This window comes from Actinomadura sp. J1-007 (genome assembly GCF_009793335.1).
Lineage (GTDB): Bacteria > Actinomycetota > Actinomycetes > Streptosporangiales > Streptosporangiaceae > Spirillospora > Spirillospora yumaensis.
This window is the reverse complement of record NZ_WING01000001.1, coordinates 7,065,428-7,081,754: the sequence shown is the minus strand read 5'-3', so window position 1 is coordinate 7,081,754 and position 16,327 is coordinate 7,065,428. Positions and strand designations below refer to the sequence as shown.

13 protein-coding genes and 1 pseudogene are annotated in these 16,327 nt (G+C 73.8%); 10 read left to right on the top strand and 4 right to left on the bottom strand.

The annotated features are described in order from the left end of the window. Window positions 1–161: 161 nt before the first annotated feature. The 3 genes from GEV43_RS32145 to GEV43_RS32135 all read left to right on the top strand — a co-directional run bounded on the left by GEV43_RS32145 (window position 162) and on the right by GEV43_RS32135 (window position 4,299). Window positions 162–2,357: a S8 family peptidase gene (locus GEV43_RS32145; RefSeq protein WP_160823885.1), complete on the top strand. Its 2,196-nt coding sequence runs from the start codon at window positions 162–164 to the stop codon at window positions 2,355–2,357. Between the two features lie 77 nt (window positions 2,358–2,434). Further along, window positions 2,435–3,007 (top strand): helix-turn-helix transcriptional regulator, encoded by a 573-nt coding sequence (locus tag GEV43_RS32140; RefSeq protein ID WP_160823884.1) that lies wholly within the window; start codon window positions 2,435–2,437, stop codon window positions 3,005–3,007. Next, complete coding sequence (locus tag GEV43_RS32135; RefSeq protein ID WP_160823883.1) at window positions 3,004–4,299, top strand: MFS transporter; 1,296 nt, start codon at window positions 3,004–3,006, stop codon at window positions 4,297–4,299. Before GEV43_RS32140 ends, GEV43_RS32135 begins: the two co-directional genes overlap by 4 nt. 70 nt (window positions 4,300–4,369) lie before the next feature. On the opposite strand, the gene GEV43_RS32130 is transcribed toward GEV43_RS32135, so the two are convergent. After that, window positions 4,370–4,780 (bottom strand): VOC family protein, encoded by a 411-nt coding sequence (locus tag GEV43_RS32130; protein WP_160823882.1) that lies wholly within the window; start codon window positions 4,778–4,780, stop codon window positions 4,370–4,372. Window positions 4,781–4,978: 198 nt separating this feature from the next. Between GEV43_RS32130 and GEV43_RS32125 the strand changes: the two genes are divergently transcribed. Next, complete coding sequence (locus tag GEV43_RS32125; protein WP_160823881.1) at window positions 4,979–6,781, top strand: thiamine pyrophosphate-dependent enzyme; 1,803 nt, start codon at window positions 4,979–4,981, stop codon at window positions 6,779–6,781. Window positions 6,782–6,785: 4 nt separating this feature from the next. Here GEV43_RS32125 and GEV43_RS32120 read toward each other — a convergent pair whose 3' ends face one another. Continuing rightward, window positions 6,786–7,793: a YafY family protein gene (locus GEV43_RS32120; RefSeq protein WP_160823880.1), complete on the bottom strand. Its 1,008-nt coding sequence runs from the start codon at window positions 7,791–7,793 to the stop codon at window positions 6,786–6,788. A 108-nt stretch (window positions 7,794–7,901) separates the two neighbouring features. Here GEV43_RS32120 and GEV43_RS32115 point away from each other — a divergent pair, with 108 nt between their 5' ends. Then, on the top strand, window positions 7,902–8,327 hold the full coding sequence (locus GEV43_RS32115; protein ID WP_160823879.1) for a VOC family protein: 426 nt from the start codon (window positions 7,902–7,904) through the stop codon (window positions 8,325–8,327). A gap of 104 nt (window positions 8,328–8,431) precedes the next feature. Beyond that, window positions 8,432–9,525: pseudogene (locus GEV43_RS32110) on the top strand (winged helix DNA-binding domain-containing protein). A 44-nt stretch (window positions 9,526–9,569) separates the two neighbouring features. Here GEV43_RS32110 and GEV43_RS32105 read toward each other — a convergent pair. Beyond that, window positions 9,570–10,040, bottom strand: coding sequence for a MarR family transcriptional regulator (locus GEV43_RS32105; protein WP_160823878.1), 471 nt, complete (start codon window positions 10,038–10,040; stop codon window positions 9,570–9,572). 95 nt (window positions 10,041–10,135) lie between these two features. Between GEV43_RS32105 and GEV43_RS32100 the strand changes: the two genes are divergently transcribed. Next, window positions 10,136–11,212, top strand: a complete 1,077-nt coding sequence (locus GEV43_RS32100; RefSeq protein WP_160823877.1) for an amidohydrolase family protein — start codon at window positions 10,136–10,138, stop codon at window positions 11,210–11,212. 109 nt (window positions 11,213–11,321) lie between these two features. Here the strand turns inward: GEV43_RS32100 and GEV43_RS32095 are convergent, their stop codons facing one another. Next, window positions 11,322–12,659 carry a hypothetical protein gene (locus tag GEV43_RS32095; RefSeq protein WP_160823876.1) on the bottom strand — a complete coding sequence of 446 codons (1,338 nt, stop codon included), beginning with the start codon at window positions 12,657–12,659 and terminating at the stop codon, window positions 11,322–11,324. A 283-nt stretch (window positions 12,660–12,942) separates the two neighbouring features. Between GEV43_RS32095 and GEV43_RS32090 the strand changes: the two genes are divergently transcribed. The 3 genes from GEV43_RS32090 (at window position 12,943) to GEV43_RS32080 (ending at window position 16,322) form a co-directional block, all read left to right on the top strand. Beyond that, window positions 12,943–13,146: a hypothetical protein gene (locus GEV43_RS32090; RefSeq protein ID WP_160823875.1), complete on the top strand. Its 204-nt coding sequence runs from the start codon at window positions 12,943–12,945 to the stop codon at window positions 13,144–13,146. A gap of 144 nt (window positions 13,147–13,290) precedes the next feature. Beyond that, the gene (locus GEV43_RS32085; protein ID WP_160823874.1) at window positions 13,291–14,757 is read left to right on the top strand and encodes a serine/threonine-protein kinase; all 1,467 of its coding nucleotides are present in this window, start codon (window positions 13,291–13,293) and stop codon (window positions 14,755–14,757) included. Beyond that, window positions 14,754–16,322 carry a serine/threonine-protein kinase gene (locus tag GEV43_RS32080; protein WP_160823873.1) on the top strand — a complete coding sequence of 523 codons (1,569 nt, stop codon included), beginning with the start codon at window positions 14,754–14,756 and terminating at the stop codon, window positions 16,320–16,322. The genes GEV43_RS32085 and GEV43_RS32080 overlap by 4 nt, the downstream gene beginning before the upstream one ends. Window positions 16,323–16,327 lie beyond the last annotated feature (5 nt).

Genomic DNA, 16,327 nt, shown 5'->3' with positions numbered 1-16,327 from the left:
CGGGACGATACGGAGTGATCAATCCGCTTGTCAATCGAGGACTTTCTCGAACACACCGCCGGGAAACGTCATCGTGGGAGGACTAGCCGTTATCGGCCACCGTATTGATCCGGTTTGGGGGTGAAGATACGTTCGCACGAGTTGATCTTGGAGGTGATCGGATGGCGACCGCGAGGCGCTTGAGGACGGCACGGATCGCAGCGCTGGCATCGATGGGGATGCTGCCCTGCGTCGTCGCCCAGCCGGCGATGGCACAGTCGCACGAACCCCCGCCGGTCTGGTCCTATCCGGGAGACCCCGGCCGCTCCGGCGACCCGGCGAGCTGGCGCACCCCCGAGTTCGTCCGGGACTCCGGCCTGGTGTCGATCGGCGCGGAGTACGCCTACGCGGCGGGCTACGCCGGCGGCGGGACGAACATCGGCGTCGTCGACTCGGGCTACTTCACCGGGCACGTGCGCGAGCACGGCAGCCTGCGCACCGGCTACAAGGTCGGCGACCGCTTCTTCCCGGTGACGGCCCGCGGCGGCCGGACCGGCCCCACCTCGGGCGCCTACGACCCGGCGTTCAACGACAGCCACGGCACGCACGTCACCGGCACCGTCGGCGCGAGCCGCGACGGCGTCGGCGAGACGCAGCCGGACGGCCCCCAGGCCAACATGCACGGCGTGGCGTTCAACGCCAACGTGTACGTGGGCAACACCCACAAGACCGACGGCGTGTTCTACGGGCTGCTGCCTCCAGACGCGACCACCGCCCAGACGCCCGACAACGCCTACCTCGCCAACGTCTACCGGGCCGTCAGCCGGGCGCGGACGGCGAACGGCAGGCCCATCGAGATCATCACCACGAGCTGGGGCAGCGCGCCGCCCACCGAGAACTACAACACGCTGGAGCCGCCGCCCGGCGCCCCGGCCACGTTCGGCCTGAACGCGGCGTGGCGCTACCTGTCCACCCCGGACGGCGTCGCCGACGCGAACGGCAACACCAGGCACTGGCTGAACGGGGCCATCCGGGTCGCGAAATCCGGGAAGATCCTCCAGTTCACCGCGGGCAACGCCGGGGTCGCCAACCCCACGGCCCGCGCCGCCACCCCGTACTACCGGCCCGACCTGGAAGGGAGCTGGTACACCACGTCGGGCGTCAACCCCAACATCGGCCGCACGTTCAACGCCGACGGTTCCGTGCTCGTCCCGGGGCAGCAGGAGTTCAACCAGTGCGGCGTCGCGAAGTGGTCCTGCGTCACCGCGCCGAGCAGGCTGATCAACAGCACCTGGGTGGAGGTCGTCGACGGCGTGCCGCAGGCGCGCTACCGGGCCGCGTCGGGGACGTCGATGGCCGGGCCGCACTCGGCCGCCGCGCTGTCGCTGATCGCGCAGCGGTTCCCGTACATGTCGAACACGCAGGCGCTCCAGACGATGTTCACCACCGGGCGGCAGAACGCCACGACCAGCGACGCCGAGGGCAACGCCGTCCCGAACCCGACGCGGGGCCAGACGGTGCGGGTGCCCGACCGGCGCAACGGCTGGCACACGGTCAGCCTGCGGGAGGCCATGAACGGGCCGGGCCAGCTCCTCGGACCGTTCGACGCGGACCTGCGCGGCTACAGCGACGTGTGGTCGAACGACATCTCCGACGTCGCCGCCCAGGCGCGCAGGCAGGAGGACGCCGACGAGGCGGCGGCCTGGCGGGCGACCAAGATCGCCCGAGGGTGGACGCGCGGGCTGCCCGCGGGCGCGAGCGAGAAGGACAAGTTCGACTACGCCGTCGGGACGCGGCGCGAGCGGGCGCGCGACGCGCGCGCGTACACCGGTTCCCTCACCAAGCGCGGCAGCGGGTCCCTGTTCCTGGCGGGCAAGAACACCTGGCACGGAACGAGCACGGTCCGGGACGGCAAGCTGTCGGTCGTCGGCTCGCACGCCAGCCCGATCGACGTGCGCGGCGGGACGCTCGGCGGCACCGGCCACGTGGCCGACGTCAACGTCTCCCACGGCACGCTCCAGCCCGGCGTCACGCAGCAGGAGGCGCGGCGCGTCAGGAACGGGCATGTCGTCCCCGGCGCCGTCCTGAACGTCGACGGCGACCTGCGCATCGGCCGGTCGGGCGGCTTCACCGCGGCCGTCTCCGGCGACGGCGCCAACACCGGCGTGCGGGCCGCCGGTGACGTGGCGCTGGACGGCAGGCTCAACCTGGACGTGCACGCGTCCCCGGCCAGGGGCACCGTGCTGACGATCGTGAGCGGCCGGTCGGTCCGCGGGACGTTCCGCGGGCTGCCCGAGGGCAGCGTCGTGAAGGCGCACGGCCACCGGTTCAAGATCTCGTACGGGCACGACCGCGTCACCCTGACCGCCCTCCGCTGAGGAGCGGCCCCAAGCCCGCAATGGGTGTTGTGCAATAAGTGTTGCACAACACCCGTTGCGGGCATCACCATGGCTCCATGACGGAATCCGACCTGCCCAAGGTGACCGACTCCCGGGTGCTCTCCGCGATGTCGCACCCGCTCCGCCGGCGCCTGCTGGACGTCCTCAAGGTGTACGGCCCGGCCACCGCGAGCGCCCTCGCCGAACGGACCGGCCAGGCCGTGGCGAACATCAGCCACCATCTGAAGGTGCTCGGCGCCGCGGGCCTGATCGTCGAGGCGCCGGAGCTGGCCAGGGACCGCCGCGAGCGCTGGTGGCGCCTGGCCGCCCCGGACGTGCGCTGGGTGACCCGCGACTTCGACGACGACCCGGCGCGGCAGGCGGTGGCCGAGGCGGCCGTCTCGCTCAACCTCGACCGGCAGGTCGCCCTGGCCCGCGCCTGGTTCGCCGTCCGGGAGGAGCGCCCGGAGTGGAACGGGGCGGCCTTCTCCGCCGACCGGTGGCTGCACCTGACGCCCGATGAGCTCGGCGAGCTGGAGCGGGACATCCTCGCGGTGCTCGACCGGTGGTCCCGGCGGGAGCCGCGCGGCGACGGGCGGGACCGCGAGCCGGTCTTCCTGTTCGCCTACGGCGTCCCGGCGCAGCCGTGACCGCCGGCGGACTCGCGCCGCCGCACGCGCCGGAGACCCCGCGCCGGCCGGGCGGCCTGCTCCGGCACCGGGACTTCCGGCTGCTGTGGATCGGCCAGACCACCAGCAAGCTGGGGAGCAGCGTGACCGGCGTGGCCCTGCCGCTGGTCGCGGTCGCCGTCCTGGACGCGGGCGCCTTCCAGGTCGCGCTGCTGTCGGCGGCGGCCTGGCTGCCCTGGCTCCTCGTCGGCCTGCCCGCCGGGGCGTGGGTGGACCGCCTGCCGCGCCGGCCGGTGATGCTGGCCTGCGACCTGGCCTCCCTGCTGCTGTTCCTCAGCGTGCCGGCCGCCGCCTGGCTGGACCGGCTGACGGTCGTCCACCTGCTCGCCGTCGCGCTGGGCGCGGGCACCGCGAGCGTCTTCTTCCAGACGGCCTACCAGGTCTACCTGCCGTCCCTGCTGGAGCGCGGCGAGCTGGCCGAGGGCAACGCCAAGGTGCAGGCGACCGAGGCCGCCGCCCAGGTCGGCGGCCCGGGCGCGGCCGGGGTGATCACCCAGCTCGCGGGCGCGGTCAACGCGCTGCTCGCCGACGCGGCGAGCTTCCTGGTCTCGGCGCTCTGCCTGCTGGCGATCCGCGCCCGCGAGCCCCGCCCCGAACGCGCCCGGACGGGCGGAACGCTGCGCCGGGAGATCGGCGAGGGGCTCCGCTTCGTGGCCCGGGACCCCTACCTGCGGGTGCTCGCCCTGTTCTCGGCGGCGAGCAACATCGGCCTGATCGGCTACCAGTCGATCCTGGTCGTCTTCCTGGTCCGCGAGGTCGGCGTGAGCCCCGGCCTGGTCGGCGCGCTCGTCGCGGCGTCGGGCCTCGGCGCGGTGCTCGGCGCCGTCTGCGCCACCGCCGTGGCGCGCCGCCTCGGGTCGGCGCGCGGCCTGCTCGCCGCCGAGGTCGGCGCGGCGCCGTTCGGGCTGCTGATCCCGCTCACCGCGCCGGGGGCCGGGCTGGCCCTGGCGGTCGCCGGCGGGTTCGTCCTCGGCGCCGGGGCCGCCGTGGGCAACGTGCTCAAGGGGAGCTTCCGGCAGACCTACACGCCGTCCGGCCTGCTCGGCCGCGTCACGGTGACCATGCAGCTCGTCGGCTACGGGACCATCCCGCTCGGCGCGCTGGTGGCCGGGGCGCTCGGCGGCGCGCTGGGCGTCCGCCCGGCCCTGTGGACGATCACGGGCTGGCTGGCCGCGAGCGGGACGCTCCTCCTGATCGGCCCGCTCCGCCGACACCGCGACCTGCCCACCCGCCCGGAGCCGCGGCCCGCCTGATCCGCACCCGCGTGATCCTCCTGCTCCTACGTCATCCGCTGTCCCGGTCGGGCCGGGTGACTGGATGGCGTCACGCCTTGCTCCGCTGCTGGAACCGGACCATGTTGCCCGAGGGGTCGCGGAACGCGCAGTCGCGGGGCCCCCAGGGCTGGTCGATGGGCTCCTGCATCACCTCGGCGCCGGACGTCCGCAGGCGCTCGAACGTCGCGTCGAGGTCGTCGGTGCTGAAGATGATCATCGGCAGGGCGCCCTTGGCGAGCAGTTCCCGCAGCGCGTCCCCGTCGTCCTTGGAACGGCCGGCGTGCGGCTCGGAGAGCACCAGCTCCAGGTCCGGCTGGGTCGTTCCGCCGAGGGTGACCCAGCGGAACTCGCCGGACGAGACGTCGTTGCGTACTTCGAGGCCGAGCGCGTCGCGGTAGAAGGCGAGCGACTCGTCCAGGTCGTTGACGGTGATGTGGCAGTACCGGAGTGCGATGTCCATGCCGGCAACGTTAGGAGGCGGCCGCGCGACCCCGCTTCTCCATTCCTGACCGGTTGGGCGCCCCCTCCCCGGTCGGGGGCGTTCGTTGACGGATTCGTTGCGCGCCCCATTCCGGGTCATCGTCTCGGCGGGAGTTCGCCCAGCGCGGCCCCGGGGCAGTTCCGACACCGGAACCGTTTTCCGGAGGGGAAGGCCGTGATGGGGCGGGACGATCGCAGGACCACCTCCGACCTGATCGTGGAGCGCCTGCTGGCCTGGGGCGTGGACACCTGCTTCGGGATCTGCGGCGACCAGGTGAACGGCTTCTTCGAGGCGCTGCGGACGCATCCGGAGATGAGGTTCGTCCACGTCCGGCACGAGGAGAACGCGGCCCTCGCCTGCGTGGGGTACGCCAAGTTCACCGGCCGTCCCGCCGCGTGCGTGGCGACCGCCGGGCCGGGCGCGGCGCACATGCTCAACGGCCTGTTCGACGCGCGGATCGACGGCGCCCCGGTGATCGCCGTGACGGGCCTGTCGTACCACGACACGGTCGGCGCGCACATGCTCCAGGACGTGCCGTCCGACCGGCTGTACGAGCACGCGTGCCTGTACTCCGAACGCGTCATGGGCCCGGCCCACGCCGTCACCGCGACCGACCAGGCGGTGCGCAGCGCGCTCATGAACCGCACCCCCGCGCACCTGGCGGTCCCGATCGACGTCCAGTCCTGGACGCTCGACCAGGACACCCTCTCCGACAAGAATGTCCCCGGGCACGACTCGCTGGCCGCGCAGCCCTTCGCGGTGACGCCGCCGGACGGGCTGGTCCGCGAGGCCGCCGACGTCCTGAACGGCTGCTCGCGCGTCGCCGTCTGCGCCGGAGCCGGAGCGCGCGGCGCGGGCGAGGCCCTGGTGCGGGTCGCCGAGGCGCTCGGCGCGCCGATCGTCAAAGCCGGCCTCGGCAAGGACTGCGTGCCCGACGACAGCCCGTACACCACCGGCGGAATGGGCCTGATCGGGACGCGCGCCTCCCACGAGGCGTTCGAGCGGTGCGACGGTTTCCTCATCGTCGGCTCCTCGACGCCCTACTACGAGTTCTGGCCGCGTCCCGGGCAGGCCAGGGCCGTGCAGATCGACCTGAACGCCGACCGGATCGGCCTGCGTTATCCCGTCGAGATCGGCCTTGTCGGGCACGCCGAAAGGGTGCTGGATTCGCTCCTCCCCCATCTCGAACGCAAATCCGACCGTTCCTTCCTGGAGAGCGCGCAGGAGAGCTACCGCGCCTGGTGGGAGCTGATCGGGCGGCAGGCCGCCTCTTCCGGCACCCCGATGCGGCCCCAGGTGGTGACGTGGGAGCTGTCGAAGCACCTGCCGGACCGGGCCATCGTCACCGGCGACGCGGGCACGGTCACCGCGTGGGGCGGACGGCTCAGGCTCCGCGAAGGCATGAACTACTCGTTCTCCGGAACGCTCTGCACGATGGGCTCCGCGCTCCCCTACGCGATCGGCGCGCAGATCGCCCACCCGGACCGTCCGGTCATCGCGTTCACCGGCGACGGTTCGCTGTCCATGGGAATGGGGGAACTCGCGACCCTCCGCCAGTACGACCTGCCCGTCAAGGTCGTCGTCCTGCACAACAACTCCCTCGCTCTGGAGGTCTGGGAGCAGAGCGCGCTGCTCGGCAACCCGCAGTACGGCTGCGACCTGCACCCCATCGACTTCCGCGGCGTCGCGGAGGCGTGCGGCCTGCGGGCGTTCCGGATCGAGGACCCCGCCGACGCGTCGGCGGTGTTCGAGCAGGCCATGTCCCACGACGGGCCCTGCCTCGTGGAGGCGGTCACCGATCCGTACGAGGCGCCCTTCGGCGAGAGCCTCAAACCCGCGCACGCCGAGCACATCGTCCAGGCGTTCGAGAAGGGCGAGAAGCACGCCGGGGAAATGGCCCGCAATCTGCTGGAAGAGCAACGGGTGGCCATGTCGCCGGCCCTTCAGCAACACCAGTCCGCCATTTCCCGCTTCACCTGAGCCGCTAGGTCGTTGACGCTCGGTTCGCGGCGGCGGCGTAGCGGCGGGCCAGGTGCGCGAAGGCCTCCTTGAGCTCGTCCGGCCCGACGACCTCGATGTCGGCGTCGAACCCGCCGATGGCGGACGCCAGGCCGGGCCACGACCATGAGCCGAGGACGAGCCGGCAGCGGTCCGGGCCGAGTTCCTCGACGATTCCCTCGCGGGTGTAGCGGGACACGACGCCGGCGGGCAGGTCGAGGATCACCTCGCCGCGGCAGGGCCAGTCGCCGGAGCCGTCCGAGCCCCGGAACCTGCCCGCCACGAAGGCGGCCACATCGCCGCCCGGCAGTTCGCGCGGCGTGAACCGGGGCCCGGCGGGGACGCGCGGGGTGATGCGGTCGGCGCGGAACGTCCGCCAGTCCTCGCGGTCGAGGTCCCAGGCGACGAGGTACCAGCGCCCGCCCCAGGTGACGAGGTGGTGGGGCTCCGCCCGGCGCGGAGGGACCGGCACGTCCCCGCCGCCCTCGCCCTCCTGCGCCGGGGAGGCGGGGGCGTAGTCGAAGCGCAGCACCTCGCGGGCGTGGACGGCGGCGCTGAGCGCCAGGAGCACGCCGGGGCCGACCTGCGGCGCGGGCCGGGCCGCAGGCCGTTCGACGGCGGTGACCTGGAGGGTGTCGATCCGGCGGCGCAGCCGTGCGGGCATGACCTGGCGGACGGTGGTCAGCGCGCGCGCCGCGGCCTCCTCGATCCCGGCGCCCGCGGTGGCGGCGGTCTGGAGGGCGACGGCGAGGGCGACGGCCTGCTCGTCGTCGAACAGCAGCGGGGGCAGGTCCGTTCCGGCTCGCAGCCGGTATCCGCCGTCCGGGCCCTTGATGGCCGCGATGGGGTAGCCGAGCTCGCGCAGCCGGTCGACGTCGCGCCGTACGGTGCGCGGGCTGATGTCCAGCCGTTCGGCCAGCAGCGCTCCGGGCCAGTCCCGGCGCGCCTGGAGCAGCGAGAGCAGGGCCAGCAGCCGCGCTGAGGTCTTCTGCATGTCCTCCATCCTGCCCGGAGAAGCGGCCACAACCTGGCCGCTTCTGCTGCGAACGTGATTCGTGCAAGACCGCGAGAACGAAACGCATCTACCGGCAAGGAGCCGATCATGACCGTTAACGCCGTGACCCACCTGAACTTCCGGGGCGACGCCCGTGCGGCGCTCACGTTCTACCAGTCCGTGTTCGGCGGCGACGTGGCCGTGGTCACCCACAAGGACGTCGGGAACGTCCAGGAGCCGTCCGAGGCCGACCAGGTGTCGTGGGGCCAGGTCGCCGCCGACAACGGTTTCCGGGTGATGGCCTACGACGTGCCCTCGCACCTTCCCTGGGACCAGGGCGAGAACGCGTTCTTCCTGTCGGTGCGCGGTGACACGGCCGAGGAGATCACCGCGTACTGGAAGAAGCTCTCCGAGGGGGCGACCGTTCTCCAGCCGCTGGAGCCCGCGCAGTGGGCGCCGCTGTACGGGATGCTGAAGGACCGGTTCGGCGTCACGTGGGTTCTGGACGTCGTCAGCGAGTACAACGCGTCCTGACCACCGGCCCCGGGGCGGGCGTCCGCCCCCGGGCCGGGCGGGGTCGGCCTGAGGCCGGCTCCCCGAAGAGACTCACACGCCGTTCGAAGGAGGACGTGGCCCGCATGACCGTTCTGGACGCCCGCGCGCTCAACCGCGCGACGCTGGCCCGGCAGTTGCTGCTCGATCGCGCCGACATGCCGCCGCTGGACGCGGTCGCGCACCTGTGCGGCCTCCAGGCCCAGGAACCCCAGGAGCCGTTCGTCGGGCTCTGGTCGCGGCTGCGCGCGTTCGACCCCGCGGCGCTGTCGGACCTGCTGACCGGACGGCGGGTGGTGCGGACCGTCATGATGCGCCGCACCATGCACCTCCTCACCGCCGAGGACGCCCTGGCCTGGAGGGCCCGCCACGACGCCATGCTGCGCCAGCGGATGAACGGCGTGTACCGCCGCGAGCTCGAAGGGGTGGACCTCGACGAGCTCGCGGCGGCGGGCCGGGCGGTGATGGCGGACGGCGAGCCCCGCTCGATGAGCGAGCTGGCGCGGGCGGTGGCCGACCGGTGGCCTTCGGCGGGCCCGCGCGCGCTGGGCGAGATGCTGGTCGCCGCGCTGATCCCGATGGCGCAGATGCCGCCGCGCGGGCTGTGGCGCGCGAAGGGCGGCGTCCGCAACGTCCCGCTCGCGTCGTGGCTGGGACGCGAGATCGACCCGCTGGACCCGGACGAGTCCGACCCCGTGGGGCAGGCGCTCGTACGGCGTTACCTGGCCGCCTTCGGGCCCGCCGCGTCGGCCGACCTGCGCGCCTGGTGCGGCCTCGCCGGACTGCCCGCCGCCGTGACCGCCGTACGCGGCGAGCTGGTCTCCTTCCGCGACGAGCGGGGCCGGGAACTGCTGGACCTGCCCCGCGCCCCGACCCCGCCACGCCCGCCCCGGTGCGGTTCCTGCCCGCGTTCGACAACGCGATCCTCGGCTACCACGACCGCGGCCGGATCATCGACGACGCCCACCGGGGCCTGTCGGTCACCGGCGCGCGCGTCGTCCTGGTGGACGGCCGGGTCTCCGCGACCTGGACCGCCAAGGACGGCGCCGTGACCGTCACGCCGCTGCGCGCCCTCTCCCGGGCCGACCGCGCCGACGTCACCGAGGAGGGACGGCGACTGGCGTCGTTCCTCTCCGACGGCGACGGCGACCGGGTGCGGCTCGACGCGTCCCCCGGCTGAACGACACGCGCGCGCGGCTGCGGAGCCGTGCGGGCGATGGCGTGTCAGGGGGCGGCGTTCTCGATCAGGCGGGTCAGGAGGCGGACCAGGTGGTCGCGGTCGGCGGCGGAGAGGCGGCCGAAGAGGCGCTCGCCCGTGTCGTCGGCGACCCGCCGGGCCGCGGCGAGGGTCCGCCGGCCCTCGGGGGTCAGCACCACCGAGTACGCGCGCCGGTCGCGCGGCGCGCGCTCCCGCCTGGCGAGGCCGCCGCGTTCGAGCTCGTCCACGAGCCGGACCATGGCGGACTTGTCGATGCCGACGTGGTCGATGAGGGCGCGCTGGCTGGACGGCCCGTACAGGTCCAGGGCGAGCAGCACGGTGAGGCTCCGGACCTCGATCCCGAGCGGCCGGAGCCCCTCGTTGACGGCCTCGCGGCTGCGGTGGTGCGCGGAGGCCAGCAGCATGCCGAGCCCCACGTGGGAGCCGCCGGGGCCGCCGCCTCCGGACAGGAGCCGTTCGAGCAGGTCTTCGAGCACCGGTCCATCCTAGACTCACCCGCTATAGTCTCAACTGAGACTTTCTTGTATGCTCCAAAGGTGGGCGGCGCTCCAACGGACGACAGGAGATCGGCATGCCCGACTTCACCCGCCGCCACGCCCTGCGAGCCTCGGGACTCACGGCGCTCGGACTGTCCTCCGCGGCGGTCATGGCGCCCGCCGCGCGCGGCGACGGCCACCCCGGACGCAGGCCCGCCGTCGGCAGGATCGACACCCACCACCACGCCGTCCCGCCCAAGATGCGCGCCTGGGCGGTCGAGCAGGGCATCATCCCCGAGCGGGGAGGGCCGCAGTGGGCGCAGTGGACCCTGGCCGGCACGCTGGAGACCATGGACGCCAACGGCATCGCCGCCGGGGTGGCGTCCGCGCCGATCCCCGCCGAGGTGTTCCGCGACCGGAAGGTCGCCGCGTACGGGGTGCGGGTGTGCAACGAGTCCCTGGCCGAACTCGTCCGGGACCGTCCCACCCGGTTCGGCTTCTTCGCCAACGTCGCCCTGCTCCACCCGGACCTGGCGCTGGAGCAGGCCGCGCACGCCCTCGACGAGCTGGGCGCGGACGGCGTGCTGCTGAACACCTCCGCCTCCGGCCGCTACCTCGGCGACCGGGCGTTCGAGCCGCTGTTCGCCGAGCTCGACCGCCGCCGCGCCGTGGCGTTCACCCACCCGTTCGCGCCGAGCGGCCTGCCCGAGGCCGCGCTCGTCGGGGACTGGCTCGCGGACTACCTGCTCGACACCACCCGGACGGCGCTCAGCCTCATCGCGGCCGGGACCCTGGACCGCCACCGCAACGTGTCGGTCATCCTGTCGCACGGCGGCGGGTTCCTGCCGTACATGGCGGGACGGGCCGAGCGGTGGGGCAGGGAGGACGGCGGGCCCCACCCCGCGAAGGTCCGTTCCGCCCTGCGGCGCTTCCACTACGACACCGCCCTGCCGATGTCGCCGTACGCGACCCCGTCGCTGCTCGGCGCGGCCGGCGCCGGACGCGTGCTGTTCGGCACCGACTGGCCGGCCAACTCGGCCCGCGAGGTCACCCTCAACACCGCCGAACTCGACCGCGACCCCGGCCTGGACGACCGCGCGTACCGGGCCGTCAACCGCGGCAACGCCCTGCGGCTCCTCCCCCGCCTGGCCCGGCGGCTGTCCCGCTCCTGACGGCCGCCCGAGCAGAGACGCCGGTGGTCCCGACCGCCCCCGCGAGACCACCGGCGCGCGCCGTCCGGGCCGGGCGGGGCGGGGCGGACGGGCGGACGGGCGGACGGGTTCAGTGTTCGCGGTTCTTGTAGGTCTTCGGCCGCTTCGACTTGCCCGGGAAGACGATCAGCAGGTGCCGTTCCACCGGCGGCCCCTCCACCTGGAGCGGCGACTCGTCGCGTCCCCGTACGTGGACGCGCAGCCGGTACGGGCCCTTGCCCGCCACGGTCAGCACCGGCAACCCGGTCTCGTCCCCCTCTGCCAGCGCACCCACCCGGGCCTTGCCGCGTGGGCTGTCGAAGCCGACCTCCGTGACGCGGTCCCATCCCTTCAACGACACGGGAGGCGCCTTCCGATAGGCCATCACGGTCAGGCAGAACTGCGTGCCGTCGGAACCGGGCAGCAGAGCGACGCTGTTTCCGGCCGCGGCGACGAGTCCCTCGTCCAACGCCGCCTTGAAGGACGCGTCGTCCTCTATCGCGCCGTCTCCCACGTAGTAGGTGCCGCTCTCGTCCGTCGACATCACCCTTGTGGCCCGCCGCACGGCGGCGTCATCGCGCGGCGCTCCCCGCTTGCAATGGGCCTCGTCCCGTACGCGCTGACGCTCATAGATCGCGTCCATTTCGGCCTGGCGCCGGGCCGCCGCCGCCTTCCGTTCCGCCATGACCTGCGGGCACAGATACTCGACTCCCTGAACGACGACGGACACGATTTTCCCCCGGCACGTGTCCCAGCCGTCCCGCAGCAGATCGGCCTCCGGCCGTATCCGCCTTTGCGCCATCACGCCGCCCCACTGCTGAGCGGCGCAGATGAACGCTTTCTTGCGCTCTCGCCACGACAGCCGCGACACGTCCGGAAACGGTTCGCCCGGAACACGAGACCGGCAGTCCTTTTCGCTTTTCACCAGTTGCCCGCGATGCCCCTGGTCGGCCCCGACCGTGAACACCGATCCAAGGACCACGACACAAACGGCCACGCGCAACGCCCGCAGGCCCGGCCGGTAAACGGCCGCCACCATCAGCACCGCGGGCATCACCGCGATGACCTGCCACAGGACCGAATCCCCGCTCAACGGACGCCAGAACCGGGCGCATTGGGGGCCCCACCGCAGGACGTCGTACCCGAGCAGCGCGGGGTCCGCCAGCGTCACCGTCCCCAGCACGAGGGCCCCGGCCCACCCGGCGGCGCGCCGGCGCGTGAACCACCAGACCGCGAACGCCGTGCCGACGACCAGATACGGCCTGTCGATGAGCAGCCGGTAGCCGGGAAGCCGCCAGAGTTCGATCTGCCATTCCAAGCTGCCGACGCACTCGAAGCCGGCCAGGAAGTGCCCGCTCTCGTACAGGCCATTGCGGTCGTCGGTGAAGAGGTCGTACAGCTCCCGCCAGCCGGTCGGCAGGACGCTCACCGCGAGCGCCGCGAGCCACCAGTACGTCTGTCCTTTTGCACTCCATCCGGCCACAAGCCCAGCAACCTACTGAACAACTCCGACAGTTGCGGGCTGTTCGGTGCCGAGTGATGGGCTTTGCGATGGGATCGCGCTGCCGCCGCGCACGTCAATCCCCAGATCTCGGGATAGTGCCGCGTTGCCGTTCGGGCGACCGTTGACGTAGCCGGGTGGACCGTCGTGGTCGGCCCAGGACGGTCCACCTCGGCCATCGTCCGCAATTCACGTTGTGAGGGAGAAGTCCATGGCCAGCGACGACGCCGACGAGACCGCCGTGGCGGGTGCGGGTCCGACCACTCAGCAGGACAACTGGCGGCACTGCCGCAAGTGCTTCGGCCTCTGGTGGAACGGCGCCCCCACCAACGGCGCCTGCCCGGCCGGCGGGTCCCACGACGGCACGGGCAGCTGGAACTTCTACCTGCCCGCCAACCCCGCCGAGCACCTGTAGCCGTCGGCGGACGTGGGAGGGCCGCGGCCGGGGGGCGCGGTCCTCCCACCCGCCGGGAGGCGGGGACCGGAGGAGGCGACCGGACGGGGCGCAGCCGTTAGGGTGCTGGGTTGCACGGTGAGAGCACCTCGTCGCGGAGCGCTGATGGCCGACCTTCTCGTCCACGGCCGGTACCGGCTGCTGGAACTGCTGGGCACGGGCGGCATGGGCTCGGTCTGGCGGGCGCGCGACGAGCTGCTCGGCCGGCAGGTCGCGGTCAAGCGGATCGACCTTCCCGAGGACGTCTCCCCCGCCGAACGCGACATGCTGTGCGAGCGGGCGTCGCGGGAGGCGCGGGCCGCGGCCATGCTCGACCATCCGAACGTCGTCGCCGTGCACGACGTCGTGGTGGCGGACGGGCTGCCGTGGATCGTGATGGAGCTGCTGGAGGGCGGCTCCCTTGCCGAGGCCGTCGCCGCGGACGGGCCGATGCCGCCGGACCGGGTCGCGGCGCTCGGGCTCGCGCTGCTCGGCGCGCTGGCGGTCGCGCACCGCGAGGGCCTGGTGCACCGGGACGTGAAGCCGGCGAACGTGCTGATCTCCGCCGACGGGCGGGCCGTCCTGACCGACTTCGGCGTGGCGGCGCTGGACGGTGACCCGGCGCTCACCCGGACCGGGACGCTGATCGGGTCGCCCGGGTTCATCGCGCCGGAGCGGCTGCGCGACGCGCCGGCCGGGCCGGCGTCCGACCTCTGGTCGCTGGGCGCCACGCTGTACGCGGCGGCGGAGGGCCGGGAGCCGTTCGGGCGGGGCACCGCGATGGCGACGCTGAGCGCCGTGCTCACCGAGGACGAGCCGTACCCGGTACGGTCCGGGCCGCTCGCGCCGGTGCTCGTCCGGCTGATGGCCAAGGACCCGTCCGCGCGGCTCGGCCCGGCGGCGGCACGCGACGCGCTCCGCCGGGTCGCCGAGGGAGGGGACTCGGGGCTGCCCGACCAGATCCGGCGCCGGCGGCGTCCGGCGCTGGTCGTCTCGGCGGGCCTGGTCCCGTTGGCGGCGGTCGCCGTCCTGCTGTGGCCCGGGCACGGCGGGGAACGGCCCGCCGCGCGTCCGCGCGTCCTGACGTCGGCGCCGGACCCGTGCGCGCTGATCACCGACCGCGAGGCGGGAAGCCTCATCGCCCGCGCGGTGCGCCGCCCGAACTGGCCCGTCAAGGGCCACTGCGCCTGGTGGACGTCGAAGGTCCCCGCGTCCCTGGCGGTCTCCGCGCCGCAGGTGTTCGCCTCGGCCGCCGAAGCGCGCGGCAAGCTGACGAAGATCCTGAACGAGAAGGCGGCCGATCAGCCCTCGACGGGCGCGTTCAAATGGGACTTCTCCTACCTCGGCCTGCCCGCCGAGGCGAAGGGCGCCCTTGAGGTGCCGAGGACGCTGCCCGGCGTGGGCGAGCAGGCGATCGCCTACACCTACCGCGGCTCGGATCCGGCTCTCGACTCCGAGAACGTCGTCGTCCGGCAGGGCAACGTCTTCGTCCACGTCGAGTTCCGTGGGGCGCGCGGGACGGCCGCGGACGGGGCGCGGCGCGCGGCGGTCCTCGTCGCCGGGGCGCTCGCCCGCCTGGAGCGACGCGGATGAACGGGGGCGAGCCGCTCGCCGGCCGCTACCGGCTCGGCGGCGAGCTCGGCAGCGGGGCCATGGGCACCGTCTGGTGGGCGCGCGACGAGCAGCTCGGCCGGGACGTGGCGGTCAAGGAGCTCAAGCTGCCCCGCCAGTCCGGCGAGGCCCGGCGGCGGACCGCGGCGCAGCGGGCGCTGCGGGAGGGCCGCGCCGCCGCGCGGCTCCGCCATCCGGGCATCATCACCGTCCACGACGTGGTGGTCGCCGACGGGCGGCCGTGGATCGTGATGGAGCTGCTGTCGGGCCGTTCGCTGGACCGGGTGCTGGCGGACGAGGGCCCGCTGGAGCCGCGGCGCGCCGCGGCCATCGGAGCCGAGCTGCTGGACGCGCTGCGCGCCGCGCACGCCGAGGGCGTGCTGCACCGGGACGTGAAGCCGGCGAACGTGTTCCAGCGCGACGACGGCCGTGCCGTGCTCACCGACTTCGGGATCGCCACGCTGGCCGACGAGGCGTCCCTCACCCGCCCCGGCGCGCTGATCGGCTCGCCCGCCTACATGGCGCCGGAACGGGTCCGCGGCGAGCCGGGCGGCCCGCCGTCCGACCTGTACTCGCTCGGGGCGACGCTGTACGCGCTGGTCGAGGGCCGTCCGCCGTTCGCCCGGTCGGCCCCGCTGAGCATGCTCGGCGCCGTGCTGACCGAGGAGCCCGCCAGGCCCCGGCGCGCGGGGCCGCTGGGCCCGCTGCTGCTCCGCCTGCTCGACAAGGACCCCGCCCGCCGCCCGTCCGCCGAGACCGTCGAACGGGAACTCCACGCGATCGCCGACCCCGGCCCCCGGCGGCCGTCCTTCCCGCGTCCCCGCCGCCGGTCCCGCGCCGCCGCGGGCCTGGTCGCGGCGGGTCTGGCCGCCGCCGTCCTGGCGGCGACGGTGACCGGGTTCGCCATGCTGGACGACGACGGGCCGGCCCGGCGGCCAGTGGCGAAGTCGTCGCTGTTCACGACCGTGCGGGCGCTGTGCGGGCTGTTCGGCGCCGACCAGTTGAGCGGGCTCGTCCCGGCGGCGCGCACCATGCCGTTCGACCCGAAGTCCCTCGGCGGCTACTTCGCCGAGGGCGACGAGCCCGGCGCCGGACGAGCCTGCGCGTGGGACCAGGGCGTGAAGAAGAACGTCAGCCACCGCGCGCTGATCAGGATCCGCCCCGTGCGGGCCGCCACGGACGCGGACGCGGTGGCCGTCGCGTACAACGCGTTCGCCAGGCTGGAGAGCGACGCCCGGAAGGTGGTCTACGAACGCGACAACGCCCCGGGCCCTCGGCCGATCAGCTACGTGGGCGAGGAGGCGTACGGGGTGGACCAGCGCGGCGAGAAGGGCCGGCTGTACCGTGCCATCGTGATCAGCCGTACCGCGAACCTGCTGCTGGAGGTCCGGTACGAGCGCCGCGGCCCCAACGGCCCGTTCGGCGCCCCGCCCATCGAGCCGATCCACATCGGCGCGGAGCGGATCAGCCAGTGGGCCATCCTCGCCCTGCGCGCGGGCCGACCCGTTCCCATGGTCCCGCCCACACCGTGGATCAAGCCCGGATAGCACAG

Coding starts and splice junctions, on each gene's coding strand:
- GEV43_RS32100 (WP_160823877.1), top strand. CDS start 10,136: ATGCCCGACTTCACCCGCCGCCACGCCCTGCGAGCCTCGGGACTCACG.
- GEV43_RS32140 (WP_160823884.1), top strand. CDS start 2,435: ATGACGGAATCCGACCTGCCCAAGGTGACCGACTCCCGGGTGCTCTCC.
- GEV43_RS32130 (WP_160823882.1), bottom strand. CDS start 4,780: ATGGACATCGCACTCCGGTACTGCCACATCACCGTCAACGACCTGGAC.
- GEV43_RS32115 (WP_160823879.1), top strand. CDS start 7,902: ATGACCGTTAACGCCGTGACCCACCTGAACTTCCGGGGCGACGCCCGT.
- GEV43_RS32085 (WP_160823874.1), top strand. CDS start 13,291: ATGGCCGACCTTCTCGTCCACGGCCGGTACCGGCTGCTGGAACTGCTG.
- GEV43_RS32080 (WP_160823873.1), top strand. CDS start 14,754: ATGAACGGGGGCGAGCCGCTCGCCGGCCGCTACCGGCTCGGCGGCGAG.
- GEV43_RS32125 (WP_160823881.1), top strand. CDS start 4,979: ATGGGGCGGGACGATCGCAGGACCACCTCCGACCTGATCGTGGAGCGC.
- GEV43_RS32120 (WP_160823880.1), bottom strand. CDS start 7,793: ATGCAGAAGACCTCAGCGCGGCTGCTGGCCCTGCTCTCGCTGCTCCAG.
- GEV43_RS32145 (WP_160823885.1), top strand. CDS start 162: ATGGCGACCGCGAGGCGCTTGAGGACGGCACGGATCGCAGCGCTGGCA.
- GEV43_RS32090 (WP_160823875.1), top strand. CDS start 12,943: ATGGCCAGCGACGACGCCGACGAGACCGCCGTGGCGGGTGCGGGTCCG.